Source organism: Stenotrophomonas acidaminiphila (assembly GCF_014109845.1).
Lineage (GTDB): Bacteria > Pseudomonadota > Gammaproteobacteria > Xanthomonadales > Xanthomonadaceae > Stenotrophomonas > Stenotrophomonas acidaminiphila.
Genome location: NZ_CP043567.1, coordinates 523807 through 542372, shown reverse-complemented (window position 1 = coordinate 542372; position 18566 = coordinate 523807). Strand labels below are relative to the sequence as shown.

The window sequence follows — 18566 nt, the reverse complement described above, 5'->3', positions numbered from 1 at the left end:
CCACTTGGGGGGGCCGTCCGCGCCGTGGCAGTGTCACGGGCGGTGGGCGTTCACGTCCCGCGGGGTTTTGCGCGGTGCGTGGCGGTTGCGCTCCAGGGGTCGTCCGGCCATGGATGCCGGGGGTACCGCCCCTTCATCTCCTTCCGCACTTCCGCATAGGTGTTCTCCCAGAAGTTGCGCAGGTCGCCGGTGACCTGCAGCGGCTTGCCGCCGGGCGAGAGCAGATGCAGCAGCAGCGGCACGCGGCCATCGGCGATGCGCGGGGTGTCGGCCAGGCCGAACAGCTCCTGCAGCTTGACCGCCAGTACCGGCGGGCGCGGGGTCGATCCATCGTCGTCCATCGCGTAGTCGATGGCGCGGTCCATGCCCGACGGTACGCTGATCCGCACCGGCGCATGGCGGTCGATCTGCTGGCGCAGGTTCCAGTCGATGCCCGACTTCAGCGCTTCACCCAGCTCCGGTTCGCCGAGGGCATCGAGCCGGGTCTTGCCGGCGAAAGCCGGCAGCAGCCAGGTGTCGAGCGTGTCCAGCAATGCCGCGTCGGACAGGTCCGGCAGGCCCAGTTCCGGCATCCACTGGCGCAGTCCCTGCACGCGGTGGCGCCACTGCCGCAGCGCGCCGGTCCATGGCAGCGCGTCCAGCCCCAGTTCGCGCACGGCGTCGGTGAGCGCGCGCGCGGCCTGTGCCGGATCGACCCTGCCGGCCGGGCGGCTGTCCAGCACGATGCGGTCGAAGCCGGATTCGCGCCGTGCCTCCAGCGCGCGCCGCTCGCCGTTCCAGCGCACCACGTCGCGCTGGTGGAAGCGCTGCGGGAAATCGGTACGCAGGCGCGCCTCGTCCACCGGCGCGGCGCGCAGCAGCAGCGCGTCGCGTGCCTCGAAGCGCAGCTCGCTGATCACCAGCCAGGGCTCGCCGCGCAGGTCGCTGTTGTCGTGCAGGCGCGCGCTGCGGCCGTTGGCCAGCTGGTAGCGCAGCGGGTCGGACGGATGGCGTGCGGCGATGCGGTCGGGAAAGGCGTGGGCGAGCAGGTCGCCGAGCGCGTGCGCCTCGATGTCGTCCGGGGGCGTGGCGTCGCAGCGCAGGCGCCGCCGCCACTGCCGGCTGGCCGCATCGATGGCGGCCAGCGCGCCGCGGCTGGCGTCGTGCGGCACGTGGCCACCGCGCATCGCCGCCAGTGCGCGCCAGCGCGCGGCCAGCGCGTCGCCACCCTGGCGCAGTGGGTCGCGTGCCTCCAGCAGCGCGGCCAGGTCGGCCGCCAGCGCCTGCTCGCGCGGACCGGCCGCGGCGATCAGCATCGCCGCCAGCCGTGGGTGGGTACCCAGCGCCAGCATGCGCCGCCCGGTACCGGTGATCGTGTTGCCTTCGAGCGCACCGAGCCGCTGCAGCAGTTCCCGCGCGGCAGCGAGCGCGCCGGCCGGCGGTGGATCGACGAAGCGCAGCGCGTCGCTGCCCCAGGCAGCCAGCTCCAGCGCCAGCGCGGCCAGCTCCACCTGCGCCATCTCCGGGCGCCGCTGCGGCTCCAGCCGTTGCGACTGCGGCCACAGGCGCAGTGCCCAGCCAGAGGCCACGCGCCCGGCGCGGCCGGCACGCTGGTCGGCCGACGCCTGCGATATCGGCACCGCGTCCAGCCGCGAGAAACCGCTGTTGGGGTCGTAGCGCGGCTCGCGCGCCAGGCCCGCGTCGACCACCACGCGCACGCCGGGCAGGGTCACCGAGGATTCGGCGACGTTGGTCGCCAGCACCACGCGGCGGCGCCCGTCGGGGTCGGGCTGCAGCACCCGTGACTGCTGTTCCACCGGCAGTTCGCCGTGCAGCGGCAGGACGTCGGTACCGGCCGCGCGCACCGCGTCCAGCGCGGCCTGCACGCGCGCGATCTCGCGCTGGCCCGGCAGGAACACCAGCACGTCGCCCGGATACGCCGCCAGCGCATGTTCGACCGCGCGCCGCGCCTGCGCTTCCAGCGCCTCCTCGCGCCGTGGCGGGAAATGCGCGATCTCCACCGGAAAGCCGCGGCCCTGGCTGGACAGGCGCGGCGCGTCGAGGAACGCGGCCAGGCGCTCGCCGTCGAGGGTGGCCGACATCACCACGATGCGCAGGTCCTCGCGCAGCCCGGCCTGTACGTCCAGCGCCAGTGCCAGGCCGAGGTCGGCCGACAGGTGGCGCTCGTGGAACTCGTCGAACAGCAGCGCGCCGACGCCGTCCAGCAACGGGTCGTCCTGCAGCATGCGGGTGAGGATGCCCTCGGTGACGACCTCGATGCGGGTACGCGCGGAGATCCTGTTCTCGAAGCGGATGCGGTAGCCGACGGTCTCGCCGACCGGCTCGCCGAGCTGCCGCGCCATGAACTGTGCGGCGCTGCGCGCGGCGACGCGGCGCGGTTCCAGCATCACGATCCGGCCGCCCTGCAGCCACGGCGCGTCGAGCAGCGCCAGCGGCACCTGGGTGGTCTTGCCGGCGCCGGGCGGGGCTTCGAGTACCAGCCGCGGGTGCGCGGCCAGGCTGTCGGCGATGGCCGGCAACAGCGGGGAGATGGGGAAGTCGGGGCGTGCCATCGCGCAAGGATACGGGTTCGCGCCGGCGCGACCGCCTACAATGCGCGGTTTCCGTATCCGCATCCCTGCCCACGGCCATGCAACTGATCGACATCGGCGCCAACCTCACCCACGAATCCTTCGCCCGCGACCTGGACGCGGTGCTGGAGCGCGCGCGCGCGGCCGGCGTGGTGCAGATGGTGGTGACCGGCGCCAGCCGCGAGCACTCGCCGATGGCGCTGGCGCTGGCGCAGCAGCACCCGGGCTTCCTGTACGCCACCGCCGGGGTGCATCCGCACCACGCGGTCGAGTACACCGACGAATGCGACGCGCAGATGCGCGCGCTGCACGCGCACCCGGAAGTGGTCGCGGTGGGCGAGTGCGGGCTGGACTACAACCGCGATTTCTCGCCGCGCCCGGCCCAGCGCCGCGCGTTCGAACGGCAGCTGCAGCTGGCGGCGGACCTTGCCGTCGATGGCGTGGGCAAGCCGCTGTTCCTGCACCAGCGCGACGCCCACGACGACTTCCTGGCGATGATGCGCAACTTCGATGGCCGCCTGGGCCCGGCGGTGGTGCACTGTTTCACCGCCGATCGCCGCGAGCTGTTCGACTACCTGGACCGCGACTGGCATATCGGCATCACCGGCTGGCTGTGCGACGAGCGTCGCGGCGCACACCTGCGCGAGCTGGTCAGGCACATCCCGGCCGGGCGGTTGATGATCGAGACCGACGCGCCCTACCTGCTGCCGCGCACGCTGCGGCCGTTGCCCAAGGACCGCCGCAACGAGCCGGCGTTCCTGTCGCACATCGTCGAGGAGCTGGCACGCGACCGCGGCGAGGAGGTGACGCTCACCGCGGCCAATGCCACCGCCGCCACCCGCGCGTTCTTCCGCCTGCCCGATCCCGCCGCCTGAGCGGCGGCACCGGGCGTGGCCCGGTTGCTGCCGGGCCGCGGGCCGCGCATCAGCGCTTGACCAGTTCCACCCGGCGGTTGCGCGCGCGGCCTTCTTCGCCGGCGTTGTCGGCGACCGGCGTGTCGGCACCGAAGCCTGCCGGTTGCAGGCGGCCGGCATCGATGCCCTTGCCGGCCAGGGCCGCGACCACGGCCCGGGCGCGCGCCTGCGACAGGCTGCGGTTGTGCGCGGCGTCGCCGGTGGCGTCGGTGTGCCCTTCGACCGCCAGCTTCAATGCCGGGTCGGCGCGCAGCAGGTCGAGCACCTGCGCCAGCTGCGGTTCGGAGCTGGGCAGGATGTCGGCCTTGTCGGTGGCGAAGTTGACCTGGATGGCAACGCGTCCGTCGCTGTCCAGCTTCTGCTTCAGCGCCGCGGCCGGCAGCAGCGTGGCGGTCTGCACGAAGCCGGTGCGCTCGCTCACCACCCAGCCGGCGCTCAGGTACTCCAGCCGTGCATGCACCCAGACCTGGCGGCCATCGGGCAGGTCGGCGCGATAGACGACCAGGTCGAAGTCGTCCCAGCTGTAGCCGGCGGCCTGCGAGTAGGCCGAACGCAGCGCTTCGGGCACGGATTCGGCCTGCTCCCTGGGGATGCGCCCGTCGAACACCTTGGTGGCGTCGACCGTGGCCATCATCGCTTCGAGATTGCGGCGTACCTCGTGCATCGAGTACTCGCGCTCGCCCTTGTCGAAATCGGCCGCCCAGGTGCGGCCCTCGACCTCCTCGAAGCGGTCGCCGGTCCAGAACGGGAAGCGGTCGAAGTCGCGCTGCTGCGGCGTGTTGCGGTCACGGTAGCCGGCCGGCAGCGACAGGTGCGGGAAGGCCTCGTTCCAGTGCGCGCTGGGCTGGAACGGCACTTCCTCCAGTACCGTCATGCCCGCGCCGTTGGCGTCCATCGCCAGCTGCACCCAGACGTTGCGCTGTGCCTGGCGTACCACGTACACCGCGGTCGGCGCGTCCTGGCCCATGTTGACCGCGTCGATGAAGCCGCCGCCGATCTCGTCCTCCAGCTGCGGGCCGTAGTAGATGTCGCGATGCAGCGGGCCTTCGAACACCTTCCTGCCGCCGGCCGCGTCGATCAGGTTCTCCAGGTTGCGCTGCAGCTCCAGCGCGGAGAACCCCTTGTCGCCCTCGGCGACGATGCGCGCCGACCAGCTCGGGCCTTCCACCCAGTGGATGCCGTCGCCGATGCGGAACGGGAAGCGCGCCCAGGCGCGCGGATAGGGACGATTCTGCGGTGCATAGCCCTGCGGCAGGCCGAAGAACGGCATCGCACCGAGCGCGGCCTGGCTGGTCGGGATGCTGGCGACATCGAACGGCAGTACCGCCACCGGCTTGCCGTCGCGGTCGACGATGGCGCCTGCCACCGGCTGCGCGGCCGCGGCGGCCGGTGCATCCGCGCCGGGAAGCGTGGGTTGCTGCGCGTCACCGGCCGCGGCAGCGGCGGTGTCCGTGCCGGGTGCGGCGCCACACCCGGCCAGCAGCAGCGCCACCAAGCCATAGCCCGACATCCTGCCGTTCCTGCGCACGCTGATCTCCTGGGTCGGGGGAGCGCCGAGCATAACGGAGGCCTGCTGCCGCATCCCACTCAGGCGCGGTGGCGGTCGGCCCGCTCGTCAGTGCGCGGGCATGACGCCGTCGCCCGCTTCCCAGGCATCCGCCAGGCCTTCGCGATAACTACGGAAGCGCGGTTGCCACTGCAGCGCCTGGCGCGTGCCGCGGCTGTCGATGCGTTTGTTGCTGGCGTGGAAACGACGCAGCAGCGGGTCGAGCCCCGGGTCGTCCCAGGCCAAGGCCGGCGGCAGGGTGAAGCCGCCGAGCCGTGCGGCATGCGCCAGCACGTCCTGCGGCGGTGCCGGCTCGTCGTCCGCCGGCAGGTACAGCGCGTCGCGGACCGGGCGGCGCATCGCCGTCACCACCGCTTCGGCCAGGTCGTCGACGTGCAGCCGGTTGAACACCAGCCCGGGCCGCACGACATGGCGCGCGTTGCCTTGCGCCAGCCGCACCAGCGCGTTGCGGCCGCGGCCGTACAGGCCGGGCAGGCGCAACGTCGCCGAGGCGATGCCGCGCGCATCGGCCAGCGCGCGCCACTGGGCTTCGGCCTGCAGCCGGCGCAGGGCGACGGGGTCCCGGGCATCGGCATCGGAGTGCGCGTCGACCCAGCCGCCGCCGCGGTCGCCATACACCCCGGTCGAGGACAGGTAGCCGACCCAGCGCAGCGCCGGGCTGGCCTGCAGGGCGGGACCGAGCAGGCGCAGCGCGGGGTCGCCTTCGGCATCGGGCGGCACGCTGCACAGCACCGCATCGGTTCGGGCGATGGCTTCCAGCAACGCGGTGTCGGGGGCGTGGTCCGGATGCAGGCGGTGGCGCGCGATGCCGTCGCCGGGCGCGGTGGCCGGATCGCGCACCGTGCCCGCCACGGCGACACCCAGCGACCGTAGGTGCAGCGCAAGCGCGCGCCCGGCAAAGCCCAGCCCCAGGATCAGCACCCGCTGTGGCAGCTCCGCGGCGGTGGTCATGCGCGCCGCTGCGCCTCGTAGGCCTGCAGATGGCAGTACGTAGCGTGCAGGTGCGGCGCGGGGTGTCCGGCGGCGAGTGCGCGGTCGAGCATGTCGCCGACGATGTGCGCCGCTTCCACCCGCTGCCCGGCTTCCAGGTCGCGCAGCATCGACGCCTTGATCGGCGAGCCGGCCCTGGTCAGCGCGGACAGGGCGGTCTCCTGCGCCTTGGCCGGTATCGGCTGGCCGGCGTGCACGGCCGCGGCCAGGCATTCGCCGTACAGCGCCTGCAGGAACGCGATGCCGTGGTCGGTGGCGACGATGTGGCCGATGTCGGCGCGCATCAGGCAGGTGGCGGCCGCCAGCGTGGCCAGGAAGGTGTACTTGATCCACTGCTCGCCGGCGATGTCGTCCGTGGCGAGATGGTCGATGCCCGCTGCCCCGCAGGCAGCCGCCAGTGCGGCCACGCGTGCGCTGGCACTGGTACGGTCGCGCTCGCCGAAGGTCAGCCGCGCCGGCCGGTCCAGGTGCACGATGGCGCCGTCCGCGGCCTTGGTCGCACTGATGAAGCACAGCCCGCCGAGCACCGCCCCGCGGCCGAAACGGGCATCCAGCGCAGGGTAGTGGCGCAGGCCGTTGAGGATCGGCAGCAGCGTGGTGCCCGGGCCCATCGCCGGTGCGATGGCCTCGATCGAGCTGTCCAGGTCGTAGGCCTTGCAGCTGAGCACCACCAGGTCGAACGGCCGTGCCGCGGCCAGTGCCGGCAGCGCATCGGCGGTGACATGCGCCACCGGGAACGCCGCGTCGCCGAGCGGGCTGCGGATCACCAGCCCGTCGCGCTGCAGCTGCGCCGCGCGGGCCGGCCGCACCAGGAAGGTCACGTCGATGCCGGCCTGGGCCAGGCGGCCGCCGAAATAGCCGCCGGTACCGCCGGCGCCGAGGATCAGGATGCGCATGTTGCCGGCTCCATCGGGATCAGGGAAAAGATCGGCTGCGCTCAGCTGCGCAGGCCGACGCCGCGCCGCAGCAGCCACAGCGACAACGCGGTAAGCGCGGCGACGAACCCGAGCATCAGCGCGTAGGACACCCACAGCGGCACGTCGCTGGTGCCCAGCAGGCCATAGCGGAACGCGTTGACCATGTAGAAGATCGGGTTGGCCTTGGTCAGCGCCTGCGCCCAGCCGGGCAGCAGCGTGACCGAGTAGAACACGCCGCCCAGGTAGGTCAGCGGGGTCAGGATGAAGGTCGGCACGATGGCCACGTCGTCGAACTTCTTGGCGTACACCGCGTTGATGAAGCCGGCCAGCGAGAAGATCGTCGACCCCAGCAGCACCGTGCTCAGCGTCACCAGCGGATGCGGCACGTGCACGCGGGTGAAGAACATCGCGATCATCAGCACGATGGCGCCGACCATCAGCCCGCGCAGCACCGCACCGGCGACGTAGCCCCACAGGATCACCCAGTTCGGCATCGGGCTGACCAGCAGCTCCTCGACGTGGCGGCCGAACTTGGCGCCGAAGAACGAGGAGCTGATGTTGCCGTAGCTGTTCTGGATCACGCTCATCATCACCAGCCCGGGCACGATGAACTGCATGTAGCTGTAGCCGCCCATGTCGCCGATCTTCGAGCCGATCAGGCCGCCGAAGATCAGGAAGTACAGGGTCATGGTGATGGCCGGCGGCACCAGGGTCTGGCCCCAGATGCGCAGGATGCGGTTGACCTCGCGGCGGACGATGGTGCCCAGCGCCACCCGGTTGCGGGCGCTGTCGGTCAGGGGAGCGGGCGTGCTCATGCGGCGGTGTTCTCCAGGTTGCCGGTGAGGCGCACGAACAGCTCCTCCAGGCGGTTGCTCTTGGTGCGCATCGAGCGCACGCGGATGCCGGCGGCACCCAGCGCGTCGAACACGCGGTTCAGGTCCATCGCCCGCGGCATGTCCAGGTCCAGGGTGTGCGCGTCGACCGCGGCCAGCTGCGCGCCCTCGATGTGCGGCAGCTGCGCCGGCAGCTCGCCGTCGATGTCGAGCACGAACCCTTCCACGTCCAGCTTGGCCAGCAGCGCGCGCATCGGGCCCTGCTCGACGATGCGGCCGTGGTTGATGATGGCCAGGTTGCGGCACAACTGCTCGGCCTCTTCCAGGTAGTGCGTGGTGAGGATGATCGTGGTGCCGGCGGCGTTGATCTCCTGCAGCGTCTTCCACATGTCGCGGCGGATCTCGATGTCCACGCCGGCGGTGGGTTCGTCCAGGATCAGCAGGCGCGGGCGGGTCATCATCGCGCGGGCGATCATCAGCCGCCGCTTCATGCCGCCGGACAGCGTGCGGCTCATCATCTGCGCCTTGTTCCACAGGTGCGCGCGCTTGAGTTCCTGCTCGGCGCGGGCCTCGGCCTCGGCGCGCGGGATGCCGTAGAACCCGGCGTAGTTGACCAGGATGTCGAAGGGCTTTTCGAACAGGTTGAAGTTGATCTCCTGCGGCACCAGCCCGATCAGGCGCATGGTCGCGCTGCGTTCGGCCACCAGGTCGGTGCCGAACACCTGCACGTCGCCCGCGCTCAGGTTCACCAGCGACGAGACGATGCCGATCAGGGTGGACTTGCCGGCGCCGTTGGGGCCGAGCAGGGCGAAGAAGTCGCCCGGGGCGACCTCCAGCGAGACGCCCTTGAGCGCCTCCACGCCGTTGTCGTAGGTCTTGCGGAGATCGTGGACGCGCAGTGCCGGCGCGACGGGAGGAATTCGGGAGTCCAAGCTCGGGCCTTCGCGCCGGGGTGACGGCGCCGGATGAGTGCGAGCGGCTATTATAGGAGGCCCCGTGGCGCCAGCCCGGCTACACACTGTTTCCCGTTCGTGCCTGTCCAATTCCCCCTCAAGCTGGTCGGTCGCCGCATGCTGGCGCCCACCGTCGGCCACTACCAGTTCGTCCGCGACGACGGCCAGCCGCTGGATTTCCAGCCCGGGCAGTTCATCCAGGTGCACTTCGACTACGCCGACGGCACCGCCACCAAGCGCAGCTATTCGCTGGCGACCCTCCACGACCACGCGCTCGGCCCGGGCGACGCGGTGGACATCGCGGTCAGCTTCGTGCCCGGCGGTGCCGCCACCGCCCTGTTCGAGGGCCTCGAGACCGGCCAGTGCATCACCGCCAGCGGCCCGTTCGGGCGCTTCTGCCTGCAGCCGGGCGACCATAACGGCCGTTACCTGCTGATCGCCACCGGCACCGGCGTCACCCCGTACCGCTCGATGCTGCCGTTGCTGGCCAGGGCGATGGCCGGGCGCGGCGTGGAAGTGGTGCTGCTGCAGGGCGCGCGCACCCCGGCCGAGCTGCTGTACGCCGATGATTTCCGGGCCTTTGCCGACGCCCACCCGGGCTTCCGCTACATGCCATGCCTGTCGCGCGGGCTGCCGGCCGACCCGCACCCGGACGTGCGCAGCGGCTACGTGCAGCAGCAGCTGGCCGAGATCGCCCCGGACCCGGCCCGCGACATCGCCTACCTGTGCGGCAACCCGGTCATGGTCGATGCCTGTTTCGAGGCGCTCCGGGCGGCCGGCCTGGCGCTGCCGCAGCTGCGCCGCGAGAAGTACGTCAGCAGCAAGTAGGCTTGCCCCCCGCGCCACGGGGCGTGATGATCCGGCAGACTGCTCCACACGTGGCGATGCCGCCCGACGCAAGGATCCCGGGCATGACTACGCTGGACTTCCCCACCATTGCCGCCATCGGCCTGCTGCTGAACATCGGCCTGGCGGCCGGCTTCTCGTTGATCCTGCTGGTACTGCGCAGCCAGCCGGTGCCCAGGCTGTGGGCCGCCAGCCTGTGGGCCGGGGCGGTCAGCACGGTGCTGGTCAGCGTGCCGCTGCCGCTGCCGACGGCGGTGGGCATCCTGGTGCGCAACGGGTTCGCGGTACTGGGCAGCATGCTGATGCTGTTCGGCGTGGCCCTGCATGTCGGCCGCCGCGCGCCGCTGCGCCCGGCCCTCGTGCTGGGGGGCGGCTACCTGCTGGCGATCGCCTGGTTCAGCGTGGCCCGGCCCGACCTCGGCATCCGCCTGGCGCTGTACAGCGTGCTGATCATCATCTGGAAGACCTGGGAGGCCTGGCTGCTGCTGCGCCATGCCCCGGCCGACGTCCGCCGCAGTTGCCGGCTGGCGGCGGGGGTGTTCCTGCTGGATGCGGTGCTGTTCCTGGTACGGGCTTTGATCCCGGTCGCGCCCGGTGCCGACGGCGACATCCTGCGCGCCGGCCTGTCGATGAACGTCACCTACGTCGGTGGCATGTTCGTGATGCTCGGCCACACCTTCGCCCTGGTGCTGATGATCGTCGAGCGGCAGATGGTGGACCTGCGCCGGCTGGCCCGTCGCGATGGCCTGACCGGCCTGCTCAACCGCACCGCGCTGATGGGCGACGGCGAGGAGCAGCTGGCGCAGAGCCTGCACCAGCAGCAGCCGTTCGCGGCGATGCTGCTGGACCTGGACCACTTCAAGCGGATCAACGACACCCGCGGCCACCCGGTCGGGGACGAGGTGCTGCACCATGCCGCGCGGACCCTGCAGCGTTCCCTGCGTGGGCGCGACTGGCTGCTCGGCCGCTATGGGGGCGAGGAGTTCGTGCTGCTGCTCGCGGACACCGGCATGGAACAGGCGATGGCCCTGGCCGAGCGCCTGCGCGCCACCCTGGAGGCCAGCCCGCTGCACCGCGAGGGTGGCCCGATCGTCATCACCGCCAGCATCGGCGTGGCCGTGGCCGATGCGGCGTCCGGGCTGGAGAGTCTGCTGGCGCGCGCCGATGCGGCGCTCTACCGGGCCAAGGCCGCCGGCCGCAACCGTGTTGCCTGCGACCTGGGAGTGGAGCCGGCACCGGTGCCCTGAGCGCCCGGCCGCGTCGGCCCGGCGACGGGGCCCTCGATGCCGGCGTCCGCGCCGTACCCGCCTGTAAAGCTCGCTTGACAGATGCCGGCGACCCCTTCATCCTCCTGTAAAGCTTGCTTGACAGGGTGGGGCCATGGGAGACGAGGGCATGAACGCAGCAGGAAGCCGGGCGCGCACCGGCGCCGCGTGGCTGGGAATCGGCGCGGCCTTCATGGGCGTCGCGGCGACCGGCCAGGCCGCGTTCGTCGGCGTGGGCACGGCCGCCTTCGCGCTGGGCCTGGTCATGCTGGCGCGTGCGCGCGGAGGATGCTGAGCCATGGCGCGCGCACTCGACCGCTGGATCATCGCCGCCGCCTTCGCCACCGCCGCGGCCGGTCTGGCGCTGCTGCGGCTGGTGCCGGGCGACAGCACCGACATGCTGGGCGGGATCTGCATCGGCGTGGCCGTGGGCCTGTCGTTCGTGCTGCTGCTGCGGCGGCAACTGCCCAATGCCTGCGACACCGCGCCGTTGGCGCTGCGCCGGCGCTACAGCCGCGAGATGATGATCGCGATGGGCGCCTACGTGGTGCTGCTGGTGTTGTCGATCCTGCTGCTCAAGCGCGTGGAGGGCACCGCGCTGCGCGCCTGCATCGCGCTGCTGCCGGTGCCGCCGATCGCGATGACGCTGCGGGCGATGATCCGCTACATCCGCGACGTCGACGAACTGCAGCAGCGCATCGAGCTGCAGGCGGTCAGCTTCGCCGCGGCGTTCGTCTCGCTGCTGTATCTCACCGGTGGCCTGCTGCAGTCGGCGCGGGTGCTGGACGTGGCGGCCAGCGCGGCGATGATCTGGGTGTTCCCCCTGGTATGCCTGACCTATGGCCTGGCCAAGATCGTCGTTTCGCGCCGCTACGGTTGAGCCCGCATCCATGGACAACCGCCTGCGCGAACTGCGCGAAGCCCGGGGCTGGTCGCAAGGAGAACTGGCCGAGCGGCTGGAGGTCTCGCGACAGACCGTCAACGCGCTGGAGACCGGCAAGTACGATCCCAGCCTGCCGCTGGCGTTCCGCATCGCCCGCCTGTTCGACGCCAGGATCGAGGATATTTTCTTTCCCGCTGTCACATGACGCCGCCAGCCGCGTCTTGGGCTGGCAGGACCCAACCCGTTCCATCAACCACAAGGGGCTGTTCCGATGATGTCCCGCAAGACCCGTACCCTCCTGGCGGTGGCCGCACTTGGCGCCGTGCTCGGCTACCGTGCGCTCAAGCCCGCACCCGATGAGGCAGAGGCCGCCAAGGCCCCGCTGCCCGCCGCCGAGGCGGAGGTCAAGCCGCTGATGCTCGGCAGCCTCGCGTTCCGCCCGTGCACCCTCGATTCGCCGAACAGCCGCGACAGCCTGGAAGCCCAGTGCACCACCTTCGAGGTCCCCGAGGACCGCGGCAACCCGCAGGGCCGGAGAATCGCGCTGAACATCGCGCTGCTGACGCCGGACAAGCCCGAAAGCGCGCAGCCGGACCCGGTGTTCTTCCTGGCCGGCGGCCCCGGCCAGTCGGCGACCCAGAGCTATCCGCAGATCGACCCGGCCTTCGCCGAGGTGCGCAAGCGCCGCAACGTGATCCTGGTCGACCAGCGTGGCACCGGCAAATCCAACCTGCTGTCCTGTGAGCCGCCGGAGGACGACGACGCCAGCATCGAGACGATGCAGGCCAGTGCCGTCGCCTGCGCGGCGACGTTGTCGGGCAAGGCCGACCTGCGCCACTACACCACCACCGACGCGGTGGCCGACCTGGACGCCGTGCGCCAGGCCATCGGCGCGGCGCGCATCAACCTGATCGGTGTCAGCTACGGCACCCGCGTCGCGCAGCAGTATGCGATGCGCCACCCGGACAGCACGCGCAGCATCGTGCTCGACTCGGTGGTGCCCAACACCCTGCAGTTGGGCAACATCTTCGCCCGCAACCTGGACGATGCGCTGGCGCTGCAGTTCGCCCAGTGCACCGGCAACCCCGCGTGCAAGGCCGCGCTGGGCGACCCGCGCGTCGAACTGGACGCATTGCTGGCCGCACTGCGCGCCAACCCGGTGACGGTGCGCTACCGCGATGCCAGCACCGGGCAGGAGCACGAGGACGTGCTGCGCGCCGATACCGTCGCCGGACTGGTGCGCATGTACGCCTACATGCCGGAAGCCGCCGCGCTGCTGCCCAAGCTGATCCACGAGGCGCGCAACGGCCGCTACGGCGACCTGATGGCGCTGGCGAAGATGCTGCAGGGAGGCATGAAGGACAGCATGGCCATGGGCATGCAGCTGTCGGTGATCTGCAGCGAGGACGACGAGGGCATGGTCGCGCGCGCCGAGGACGCGGACACCGTGCTCGGCAACCGCATGGCCGATGGCCTGGCGGCGATGTGCAGCACCTGGCCGAAGGGCAGGATGCCGGCCGATTTCCACAAGCCCCTGGCCACCGCGGTGCCGGCGCTGGTGCTGGAAGGCGAGTTCGACCCGGTCACCCCGCCGCGCTATGGCGAGGAAGTGGCCAAGAGCCTGCCCAACGGCCGCCTGTTCGTGCTGCGCGGCCAGGGCCACGCGGTCGTCGGCGCCGGCTGCATGCCCAAGCTGTTCGCCCAGTTCGTCGACACCACCGACGCCGCCGCGCTCGATGGCACCTGCCTGGAAAAACTGAACTACGTGCCGCCGTTCACCAGCTTCAATGGCTGGGAACCGTGACCGTCCACGCATCACTGAGGAATCCGCTTCCATGATCGTTGCAGAACGACTCCGCAAGACCTTCCCCGGCAAGGGCAAGGACAAGACGCCGGTGATCGCCGTGGACGACGTCGGCTTCACCGCCCACGACGGCCAGATCACCGGCCTGCTCGGCCCCAACGGCGCCGGCAAGACCACCACGCTGCGCATGCTCTACACGCTGATGACGCCCGAGACCGGCAAGGTCGTGGTCGACGGCGTGGACGCCGCGGCCGACCCCGACACGGTGCGCCGCAGCCTGGGCGTGCTGCCGGACGCGCGCGGCGTGTACAAGCGCCTGACCGCGCGCGAGAACATCGAGTACTTCGGCCAGCTGCATGGCATGGATGCGGCGGCGATCGCCGCGCGCATCGCGCGCCTGGCCGCGGCGCTGCAGATGGAGGACTTCCTCGACCGCTCGACCGAAGGCTTCAGCCAGGGCCAGCGCACCAAGACCGCCATCGCCCGCGCGCTGGTGCACGACCCGAAGAACGTGATCCTCGACGAACCGACCAACGGCCTGGACGTGATGACCACCCGCGGCCTGCGCGGCTTCCTCAAGGAACTGCGCGCCGAAGGCCGCTGCGTGATCTTCTCCAGCCACATCATGCAGGAGGTGGCGGCGCTGTGCGACCGCATCGTCATCGTCGCCCATGGCCGCGTGGTGGCGCAGGGCACGCCGGACGAGCTGCGTGAGCATGCCGGCGAGAGCAACCTGGAAGACGCGTTCGTCAAGCTGATCGGCAGCGAAGAGGGCCTGCACGCATGAACAAGACCGGATTCATTGGCAGCATGTTCACGGTGATGCGCAAGGAGCTGCGCGATTTCGCCCGCGACCGACGCACCTTCTTCCTGACCCTGTTCATCGCGCCGCTGCTGTACCCGCTGCTGTTCCTGGGCATCGACAAGCTCAGCAACCTGCGGGTATCGAACCAGCTGGAAAAGGACATGGCGCTGTCCGTGGTCGGCATGGAACGCGCCCCCAACCTGATGGCGTTCCTGGCCAGCCAGGGCATCACCCCGCGCGAGGCACCGGACGACTACGAAGCCCGCATCCGCGCCCAGCGCGAAGACGTGGCGCTGGTGGTCGCGCCGGATTTCGCCGACGACTGGCACGCCGGCAAGCCGGCCAAGGTCGAGGTCGTCGCCGACACCACCCGCCGCACCAGCGACGTGCAGGTGGCGCGCGTGCGCAAGGTGCTGGCGGCCTACGGCCAGCAGGTGGGCGCGCTGCGGCTGATGGCGCGCGGCGTCAATCCCGCGGTGGCCATGCCGGTCGGCGTGGGCACGCGCGACCTGGCCACCGCCGAGGCCAAGCGCGGCATCCTGCTGTCGGTCATCCTGCCGATCCTGCTGATGATGTCCGCCTTCATCGGCGGCTCGCACCTGGTCATGGACACCACCGCCGGCGAGCGTGAGCGGCAGTCGCTGGAACCGCTGCTGGCCACCCCGGCGCCACGCGGCGCCCTGGTCAGCGGCAAGATGCTGGCGTCGACCCTGGTCGGGTTGACCGCGATCCTGCTGATCCTGCTGTCGTTCAAGTTCAGCGCCAGCATCGGCCGTGGCGTGGGCAGTTCGCTGGACGTGAGCTTCATGGCGATGGGCAAGCTGCTGCTGGTGCTGCTGCCGCTGGTGCTGATCGGCACCGCGCTGCTGACCTGCCTGGCTGCCGGCGCCAAGAGCATGAAGGAAGCGCAGAGCCACATCGTCTGGCTGATGATGATGGCGATGATGCCCGGCTATGCGCTGATGGCCTATCCGCTGAAGGACACCCAGCTGTGGCAGTACGCGGTTCCGTTCCTGTCGCAGAACCAGATGCTGGTGAAGGTGACCCGCGGCGAAATGCCGGTTGCCGAGCAGTGGGGTGTCTACCTGGGTGCCTCGCTGCTGCTCACCGTGGTGCTGTGGGCGATGGCGGTGTGGCGCTACAAGCAGGAGAAGCTGGCGATCTCGGGCTGAGCCCCGGGTCGCCACGCCGGTAACGAAAAGGCCCGGAGCGATCCGGGCCTTTTCCTTTTCCTTCCGCTGCGGTCCGCAGTGCGCCGCGGGTGCGGCCTGCCGCGTTACTGGTTGGGCTGGAATGCCAGCGTGCGACGGGTGGTGGTCGGGCTGGAGATCGGCTCGAAGCGCCAGCGCCTGACCGCATTCAACGCCTCGCGGTCGAACACCCGCGGCGGGTTGGCGCGCAGCACGCGGGCGTCGGTCACCGAACCGTCGGTACCGACGGTCAGCTCCACCAGCACTTCGCCGGAAGTACCGGAACGCAGCGCGTCGGCGGGGTAACGCGGGGCCGGCGTGCTTACCGCGCGCAGGCTCGGCGCGGTCGCGGCCGGCTTCGGTGCGGCGGCGACCTGCTGCGCGGCGGCACGGGCGTCGGCTTCGCGCTTGGCCGCGGCTTGGCGTTCGGCTTCCAGCCGCTCGCTTTCCTTGCGTGCCGCCTCCTGTCGTGCCGCCAGCTGCTGCGCGGCGGCAGCCTCGGCGGCCTGCTGCTGGGCCAGGCGCTGCTGCTCGACCAGCTGCTTGGCGCGGTCCTCGGCATTCTTCTTGACCTGGTCGGTCTCTTCCTGGGTGCGCTTGACCGCCACTTCCATGCCGCGGGTGATGCCCTGCTTCAGGCGCGGCAGCGCCGGCGCCGATGGGTCCACCTTCTCGATCAGCGCGACCAGGCGCTGCGCCTCGGGGAAGTCCTCGCGTGCCAGGCTCTGCTCGGCGGCGATCAGGGTGTAGGGCTGCAGGTCGGTCAGCGCGCTCTTGACCGCCGCATCGTCGGGCAGCTTGTCGCGCAGGGCCAGGTAGTACTCCATGGCGTTGTCGCCGGCCGGCGCGTACATGCGGTTCTCGCGCAGCGCGGTACTGGCAGAGTCGCGCAGCTGGTCGGTGCCCATCGACTGCACCTTGGCCGAAACCGCAGGTTCGGGCGCGGTGGCAGCGGGGCTGGCGGGCGTGCCGGCGGCAGCCGCCGGGGCGGAATCGTCCTTGCCCGAACAGGCCGCCAGGGCGACGGCCAGCAGGGTGGGCGCCAGCAGGCGCGCTTTGCCGTGGATCGTGACGTACGACATCAATCTTCCCCTTGAATCGACGAACGCGAATGGTTGGTCGCCCGGGCCGTCATGGATGCGCGGCGTTTCCCCACGCCGGCCGGATCCGGGCGAAGGGAGAATCTAGCATTGCCGCCCCGGTTGCACGAGGCGGGGGCGGCTGGCGCCGCCCGCGCCGCTGGCCGCCACGTGGTGGCGATGAGCGGCCCCTGCGAGGGCGGATCAGTGCCCGTTCTGTTTGGAATGCCCGTTGGACATCAGTTTGTCGGTCCAGGCGATGCCGACCGCCGACAGGATGAACACGCAGTGGATGATGGTCTGCCACATCACCCCGGTGGAGGTGAACTTGGTACACGCAACGCCCGTGGCCACTTCCGGTCCGCACAGCGGCAGCCCCAGCTGCCCGGCCTCGATGAAGGTCTTGAGCAGATGGATCGAGGAGATGCCGATGATCGCCATCGCCAGCTTCACCTTCAGCACCGAGGCGTTGACGTGGCTCAGCCACTCCGGCTGGTCCGGGTGACCCTGCAGACCCAGGCGCGAGACGAAGGTCTCGTAGCCGCCGACGATCACCATCACCAGCAGGTTGGAGATCATCACCACGTCGATCAGGCCGAGCACGATCAGCATGATCTGCTGCTCGCCCAGGGCGTTGGCGTCGTGGATCAGGTGCCACAGTTCCTTGCCGAACAGGAACACGTAGACGCATTGGGCAACGATCAGGCCGAGATAGAGCGGCAGCTGCAGCCAGCGCGAGGCGAAGATCAGGGCCGGGAGGGGGCTGAGCGGTTTGTGTTCGGACATGGCAGGAATGCTGCGTTGCGGGAAGGCGGCAGGTTAACGGTCGTCCGCCAGGCTGCCAAGCGTTACCGTATCGGTCCCGGTGACCGTTCCCCCGCGGAGACGCATTCATGATCGAACTCTATTACTGGCCCACTCCCAATGGCCACAAGATCACCCTGTTCCTGGAAGAGGCCGGGCTGCCGTACCGCCTGGTGCCGGTCAACATCGGCAAGGGCGACCAGTTCCAGCCCGACTTCCTCGCCATTTCGCCGAACAACAAGATGCCGGCCATCGTCGACCATGCACCGGCCGACGGCGGCGCGCCGCTGAGCGTGTTCGAGTCCGGCGCGATCCTGCTGTACCTGGCCGAAAAGACCGGCCGTTTCCTGCCGACCGACCTGCGCGGCCGCGCCACCGCGCTGGAATGGTTGTTCTGGCAGATGGGCGGACTGGGGCCGATGAGCGGGCAGATGGGCCACTTCAACGTCTATGCGCCCGAGCGCATCGCCTACGCCATCGAGCGCTACGACAGCGAGGTGCGGCGCCTGCACCGGGTGATGGACAAGCGCCTGTCCGGGTCGGCGTACCTGGGCGGCGACGAGTACGGCATCGCCGACATGGCCAGCTACCCATGGATCGGCGCCTACAGCAAGTTGCCGGCCGACTTCGACGCCTTCCCGCACCTGCACCGCTGGCACCAGGCCATCGCCATGCGCCCGGCCACGCAGCGCGCCTACGCGCTCGGCCCGACGGTCAACCCGGACGCCGGCAAGCCGCTGAGCGAGGAGGAGCGCAGGCAGCTGTTCGGCCGGCGCTGAGCAGCGGGCGCATCCCGGCAGTGCACGACGCTGCCGGCGCGCACTCGAAACGGGTGTGAGGTAGTGTCCCCCCGGCAAGGCCATGGGCCTGGCGGGCGTGCCGATTGATCCAACGCAAGGCCGGCCGCGGACGGTACCCCTACGCTGCGTGCATCGACAAACGGCACGGGGAGGGGACGATGCATCCGATACTGCGCGACATGCTGACGCAACCGGTGGGCTGGCTGACGATCTGCGGGGCGTTGATCATCCTGGGGATTCCGGTTTTCACGGTGTTCTTCATCCGCCGCCGGCTGCGCGAGGAGCAGCGCAACCAGCGCTGAGCCGCGGGCGGGACTGAAGGCAGGGGGCAGGCGCGGGCGGGCTC

19 protein-coding genes are annotated in these 18566 nt (G+C 70.8%); 11 read left to right on the top strand and 8 right to left on the bottom strand.

Annotated features, from left to right (window positions below; all coding sequences use genetic code 11):
- Nucleotides 1–50: 50 nt before the first annotated feature.
- A complete protein-coding gene (hrpB, locus tag F0P95_RS02665; RefSeq protein WP_182335589.1) occupies nucleotides 51–2552 on the bottom strand; it encodes an ATP-dependent helicase HrpB in 2502 nt (833 codons plus the stop codon).
- Nucleotides 2553–2629: 77 nt separating this feature from the next.
- On the opposite strand from hrpB, the gene F0P95_RS02660 reads away from it, so the two are divergent.
- Complete coding sequence (locus tag F0P95_RS02660; protein WP_056930956.1) at nucleotides 2630–3445, top strand: TatD family hydrolase; 816 nt, start codon at nucleotides 2630–2632, stop codon at nucleotides 3443–3445.
- A 49-nt stretch (nucleotides 3446–3494) separates the two neighbouring features.
- Here F0P95_RS02660 and F0P95_RS02655 read toward each other — a convergent pair whose 3' ends face one another.
- From F0P95_RS02655 to F0P95_RS02635, 5 genes are read right to left on the bottom strand one after another with little or no spacing between them, the layout of a single operon-like run.
- Nucleotides 3495–5045 (bottom strand): OmpA family protein, encoded by a 1551-nt coding sequence (locus tag F0P95_RS02655; protein WP_232528743.1) that lies wholly within the window; start codon nucleotides 5043–5045, stop codon nucleotides 3495–3497.
- 54 nt (nucleotides 5046–5099) lie between these two features.
- Nucleotides 5100–6002: an NAD-dependent epimerase/dehydratase family protein gene (locus tag F0P95_RS02650; protein WP_182335588.1), complete on the bottom strand. Its 903-nt coding sequence runs from the start codon at nucleotides 6000–6002 to the stop codon at nucleotides 5100–5102.
- Complete coding sequence (gene panE, locus F0P95_RS02645; RefSeq protein WP_182335587.1) at nucleotides 5999–6937, bottom strand: 2-dehydropantoate 2-reductase; 939 nt, start codon at nucleotides 6935–6937, stop codon at nucleotides 5999–6001. The genes F0P95_RS02650 and panE overlap by 4 nt, the downstream gene beginning before the upstream one ends.
- A 41-nt stretch (nucleotides 6938–6978) precedes the next feature.
- On the bottom strand, nucleotides 6979–7773 hold the full coding sequence (locus F0P95_RS02640) for an ABC transporter permease (protein ID WP_056930953.1): 795 nt from the start codon (nucleotides 7771–7773) through the stop codon (nucleotides 6979–6981).
- Nucleotides 7770–8723 (bottom strand): ABC transporter ATP-binding protein, encoded by a 954-nt coding sequence (locus tag F0P95_RS02635; RefSeq protein WP_182335586.1) that lies wholly within the window; start codon nucleotides 8721–8723, stop codon nucleotides 7770–7772. The genes F0P95_RS02640 and F0P95_RS02635 overlap by 4 nt, the downstream gene beginning before the upstream one ends.
- A gap of 99 nt (nucleotides 8724–8822) precedes the next feature.
- On the opposite strand from F0P95_RS02635, the gene F0P95_RS02630 reads away from it, so the two are divergent.
- The 8 genes from F0P95_RS02630 to F0P95_RS02595 all read left to right on the top strand — a co-directional run bounded on the left by F0P95_RS02630 (nucleotide 8823) and on the right by F0P95_RS02595 (nucleotide 15519).
- Nucleotides 8823–9572: an FAD-binding oxidoreductase gene (locus F0P95_RS02630; protein ID WP_232528742.1), complete on the top strand. Its 750-nt coding sequence runs from the start codon at nucleotides 8823–8825 to the stop codon at nucleotides 9570–9572.
- A gap of 83 nt (nucleotides 9573–9655) precedes the next feature.
- The gene (locus F0P95_RS02625; RefSeq protein ID WP_182335584.1) at nucleotides 9656–10837 is read left to right on the top strand and encodes a GGDEF domain-containing protein; all 1182 of its coding nucleotides are present in this window, start codon (nucleotides 9656–9658) and stop codon (nucleotides 10835–10837) included.
- A gap of 148 nt (nucleotides 10838–10985) precedes the next feature.
- The gene (locus tag F0P95_RS02620; protein WP_182335583.1) at nucleotides 10986–11150 is read left to right on the top strand and encodes a hypothetical protein; all 165 of its coding nucleotides are present in this window, start codon (nucleotides 10986–10988) and stop codon (nucleotides 11148–11150) included.
- 3 nt (nucleotides 11151–11153) lie between these two features.
- Nucleotides 11154–11735, top strand: a complete 582-nt coding sequence (locus F0P95_RS02615; RefSeq protein WP_182335582.1) for a hypothetical protein — start codon at nucleotides 11154–11156, stop codon at nucleotides 11733–11735.
- Between the two features lie 10 nt (nucleotides 11736–11745).
- The gene (locus tag F0P95_RS02610) at nucleotides 11746–11943 is read left to right on the top strand and encodes a helix-turn-helix transcriptional regulator (protein WP_054668278.1); all 198 of its coding nucleotides are present in this window, start codon (nucleotides 11746–11748) and stop codon (nucleotides 11941–11943) included.
- 66 nt (nucleotides 11944–12009) lie between these two features.
- Entirely contained in the window at nucleotides 12010–13542 is a 1533-nt protein-coding gene (locus F0P95_RS02605; RefSeq protein ID WP_232528741.1) for an alpha/beta hydrolase, read from the top strand.
- 31 nt (nucleotides 13543–13573) lie between these two features.
- Nucleotides 13574–14329 carry an ABC transporter ATP-binding protein gene (locus tag F0P95_RS02600; RefSeq protein ID WP_182335581.1) on the top strand — a complete coding sequence of 252 codons (756 nt, stop codon included), beginning with the start codon at nucleotides 13574–13576 and terminating at the stop codon, nucleotides 14327–14329.
- Complete coding sequence (locus tag F0P95_RS02595) at nucleotides 14326–15519, top strand: ABC transporter permease (RefSeq protein ID WP_182335580.1); 1194 nt, start codon at nucleotides 14326–14328, stop codon at nucleotides 15517–15519. The genes F0P95_RS02600 and F0P95_RS02595 overlap by 4 nt, the downstream gene beginning before the upstream one ends.
- A gap of 104 nt (nucleotides 15520–15623) precedes the next feature.
- Here the strand turns inward: F0P95_RS02595 and F0P95_RS02590 are convergent, their stop codons facing one another.
- Together F0P95_RS02590 and F0P95_RS02585 are read right to left on the bottom strand one after the other, a co-directional pair.
- Nucleotides 15624–16619: an energy transducer TonB gene (locus F0P95_RS02590; protein ID WP_182335579.1), complete on the bottom strand. Its 996-nt coding sequence runs from the start codon at nucleotides 16617–16619 to the stop codon at nucleotides 15624–15626.
- Nucleotides 16620–16820: 201 nt separating this feature from the next.
- Complete coding sequence (locus F0P95_RS02585; protein ID WP_182335578.1) at nucleotides 16821–17402, bottom strand: TIGR00645 family protein; 582 nt, start codon at nucleotides 17400–17402, stop codon at nucleotides 16821–16823.
- A gap of 107 nt (nucleotides 17403–17509) precedes the next feature.
- Here F0P95_RS02585 and F0P95_RS02580 point away from each other — a divergent pair, with 107 nt between their 5' ends.
- Both F0P95_RS02580 and F0P95_RS02575 read left to right on the top strand, forming a co-directional pair.
- Nucleotides 17510–18199, top strand: coding sequence for a glutathione binding-like protein (locus F0P95_RS02580; RefSeq protein WP_182335577.1), 690 nt, complete (start codon nucleotides 17510–17512; stop codon nucleotides 18197–18199).
- Nucleotides 18200–18303: 104 nt separating this feature from the next.
- Entirely contained in the window at nucleotides 18304–18522 is a 219-nt protein-coding gene (locus F0P95_RS02575; protein ID WP_182335576.1) for a hypothetical protein, read from the top strand.
- Nucleotides 18523–18566: the final 44 nt, after the last annotated feature.

Excerpts from the sequence above, each read along its gene's own strand:
- hrpB (WP_182335589.1), bottom strand. The coding sequence starts at position 2,552 with ATGGCACGCCCCGACTTCCCCATCTCCCCGCTGTTGCCGGCCATCGCC.
- F0P95_RS02655 (WP_232528743.1), bottom strand. The coding sequence starts at position 5,045 with ATGCTCGGCGCTCCCCCGACCCAGGAGATCAGCGTGCGCAGGAACGGC.
- F0P95_RS02620 (WP_182335583.1), top strand. The coding sequence starts at position 10,986 with ATGAACGCAGCAGGAAGCCGGGCGCGCACCGGCGCCGCGTGGCTGGGA.
- F0P95_RS02640 (WP_056930953.1), bottom strand. The coding sequence starts at position 7,773 with ATGAGCACGCCCGCTCCCCTGACCGACAGCGCCCGCAACCGGGTGGCG.
- F0P95_RS02600 (WP_182335581.1), top strand. The coding sequence starts at position 13,574 with ATGATCGTTGCAGAACGACTCCGCAAGACCTTCCCCGGCAAGGGCAAG.
- F0P95_RS02585 (WP_182335578.1), bottom strand. The coding sequence starts at position 17,402 with ATGTCCGAACACAAACCGCTCAGCCCCCTCCCGGCCCTGATCTTCGCC.
- F0P95_RS02590 (WP_182335579.1), bottom strand. The coding sequence starts at position 16,619 with ATGTCGTACGTCACGATCCACGGCAAAGCGCGCCTGCTGGCGCCCACC.
- F0P95_RS02660 (WP_056930956.1), top strand. The coding sequence starts at position 2,630 with ATGCAACTGATCGACATCGGCGCCAACCTCACCCACGAATCCTTCGCC.
- F0P95_RS02625 (WP_182335584.1), top strand. The coding sequence starts at position 9,656 with ATGACTACGCTGGACTTCCCCACCATTGCCGCCATCGGCCTGCTGCTG.
- panE (WP_182335587.1), bottom strand. The coding sequence starts at position 6,937 with ATGCGCATCCTGATCCTCGGCGCCGGCGGTACCGGCGGCTATTTCGGC.
- F0P95_RS02610 (WP_054668278.1), top strand. The coding sequence starts at position 11,746 with ATGGACAACCGCCTGCGCGAACTGCGCGAAGCCCGGGGCTGGTCGCAA.
- F0P95_RS02580 (WP_182335577.1), top strand. The coding sequence starts at position 17,510 with ATGATCGAACTCTATTACTGGCCCACTCCCAATGGCCACAAGATCACC.
- F0P95_RS02615 (WP_182335582.1), top strand. The coding sequence starts at position 11,154 with ATGGCGCGCGCACTCGACCGCTGGATCATCGCCGCCGCCTTCGCCACC.
- F0P95_RS02605 (WP_232528741.1), top strand. The coding sequence starts at position 12,010 with ATGATGTCCCGCAAGACCCGTACCCTCCTGGCGGTGGCCGCACTTGGC.
- F0P95_RS02595 (WP_182335580.1), top strand. The coding sequence starts at position 14,326 with ATGAACAAGACCGGATTCATTGGCAGCATGTTCACGGTGATGCGCAAG.
- F0P95_RS02650 (WP_182335588.1), bottom strand. The coding sequence starts at position 6,002 with ATGACCACCGCCGCGGAGCTGCCACAGCGGGTGCTGATCCTGGGGCTG.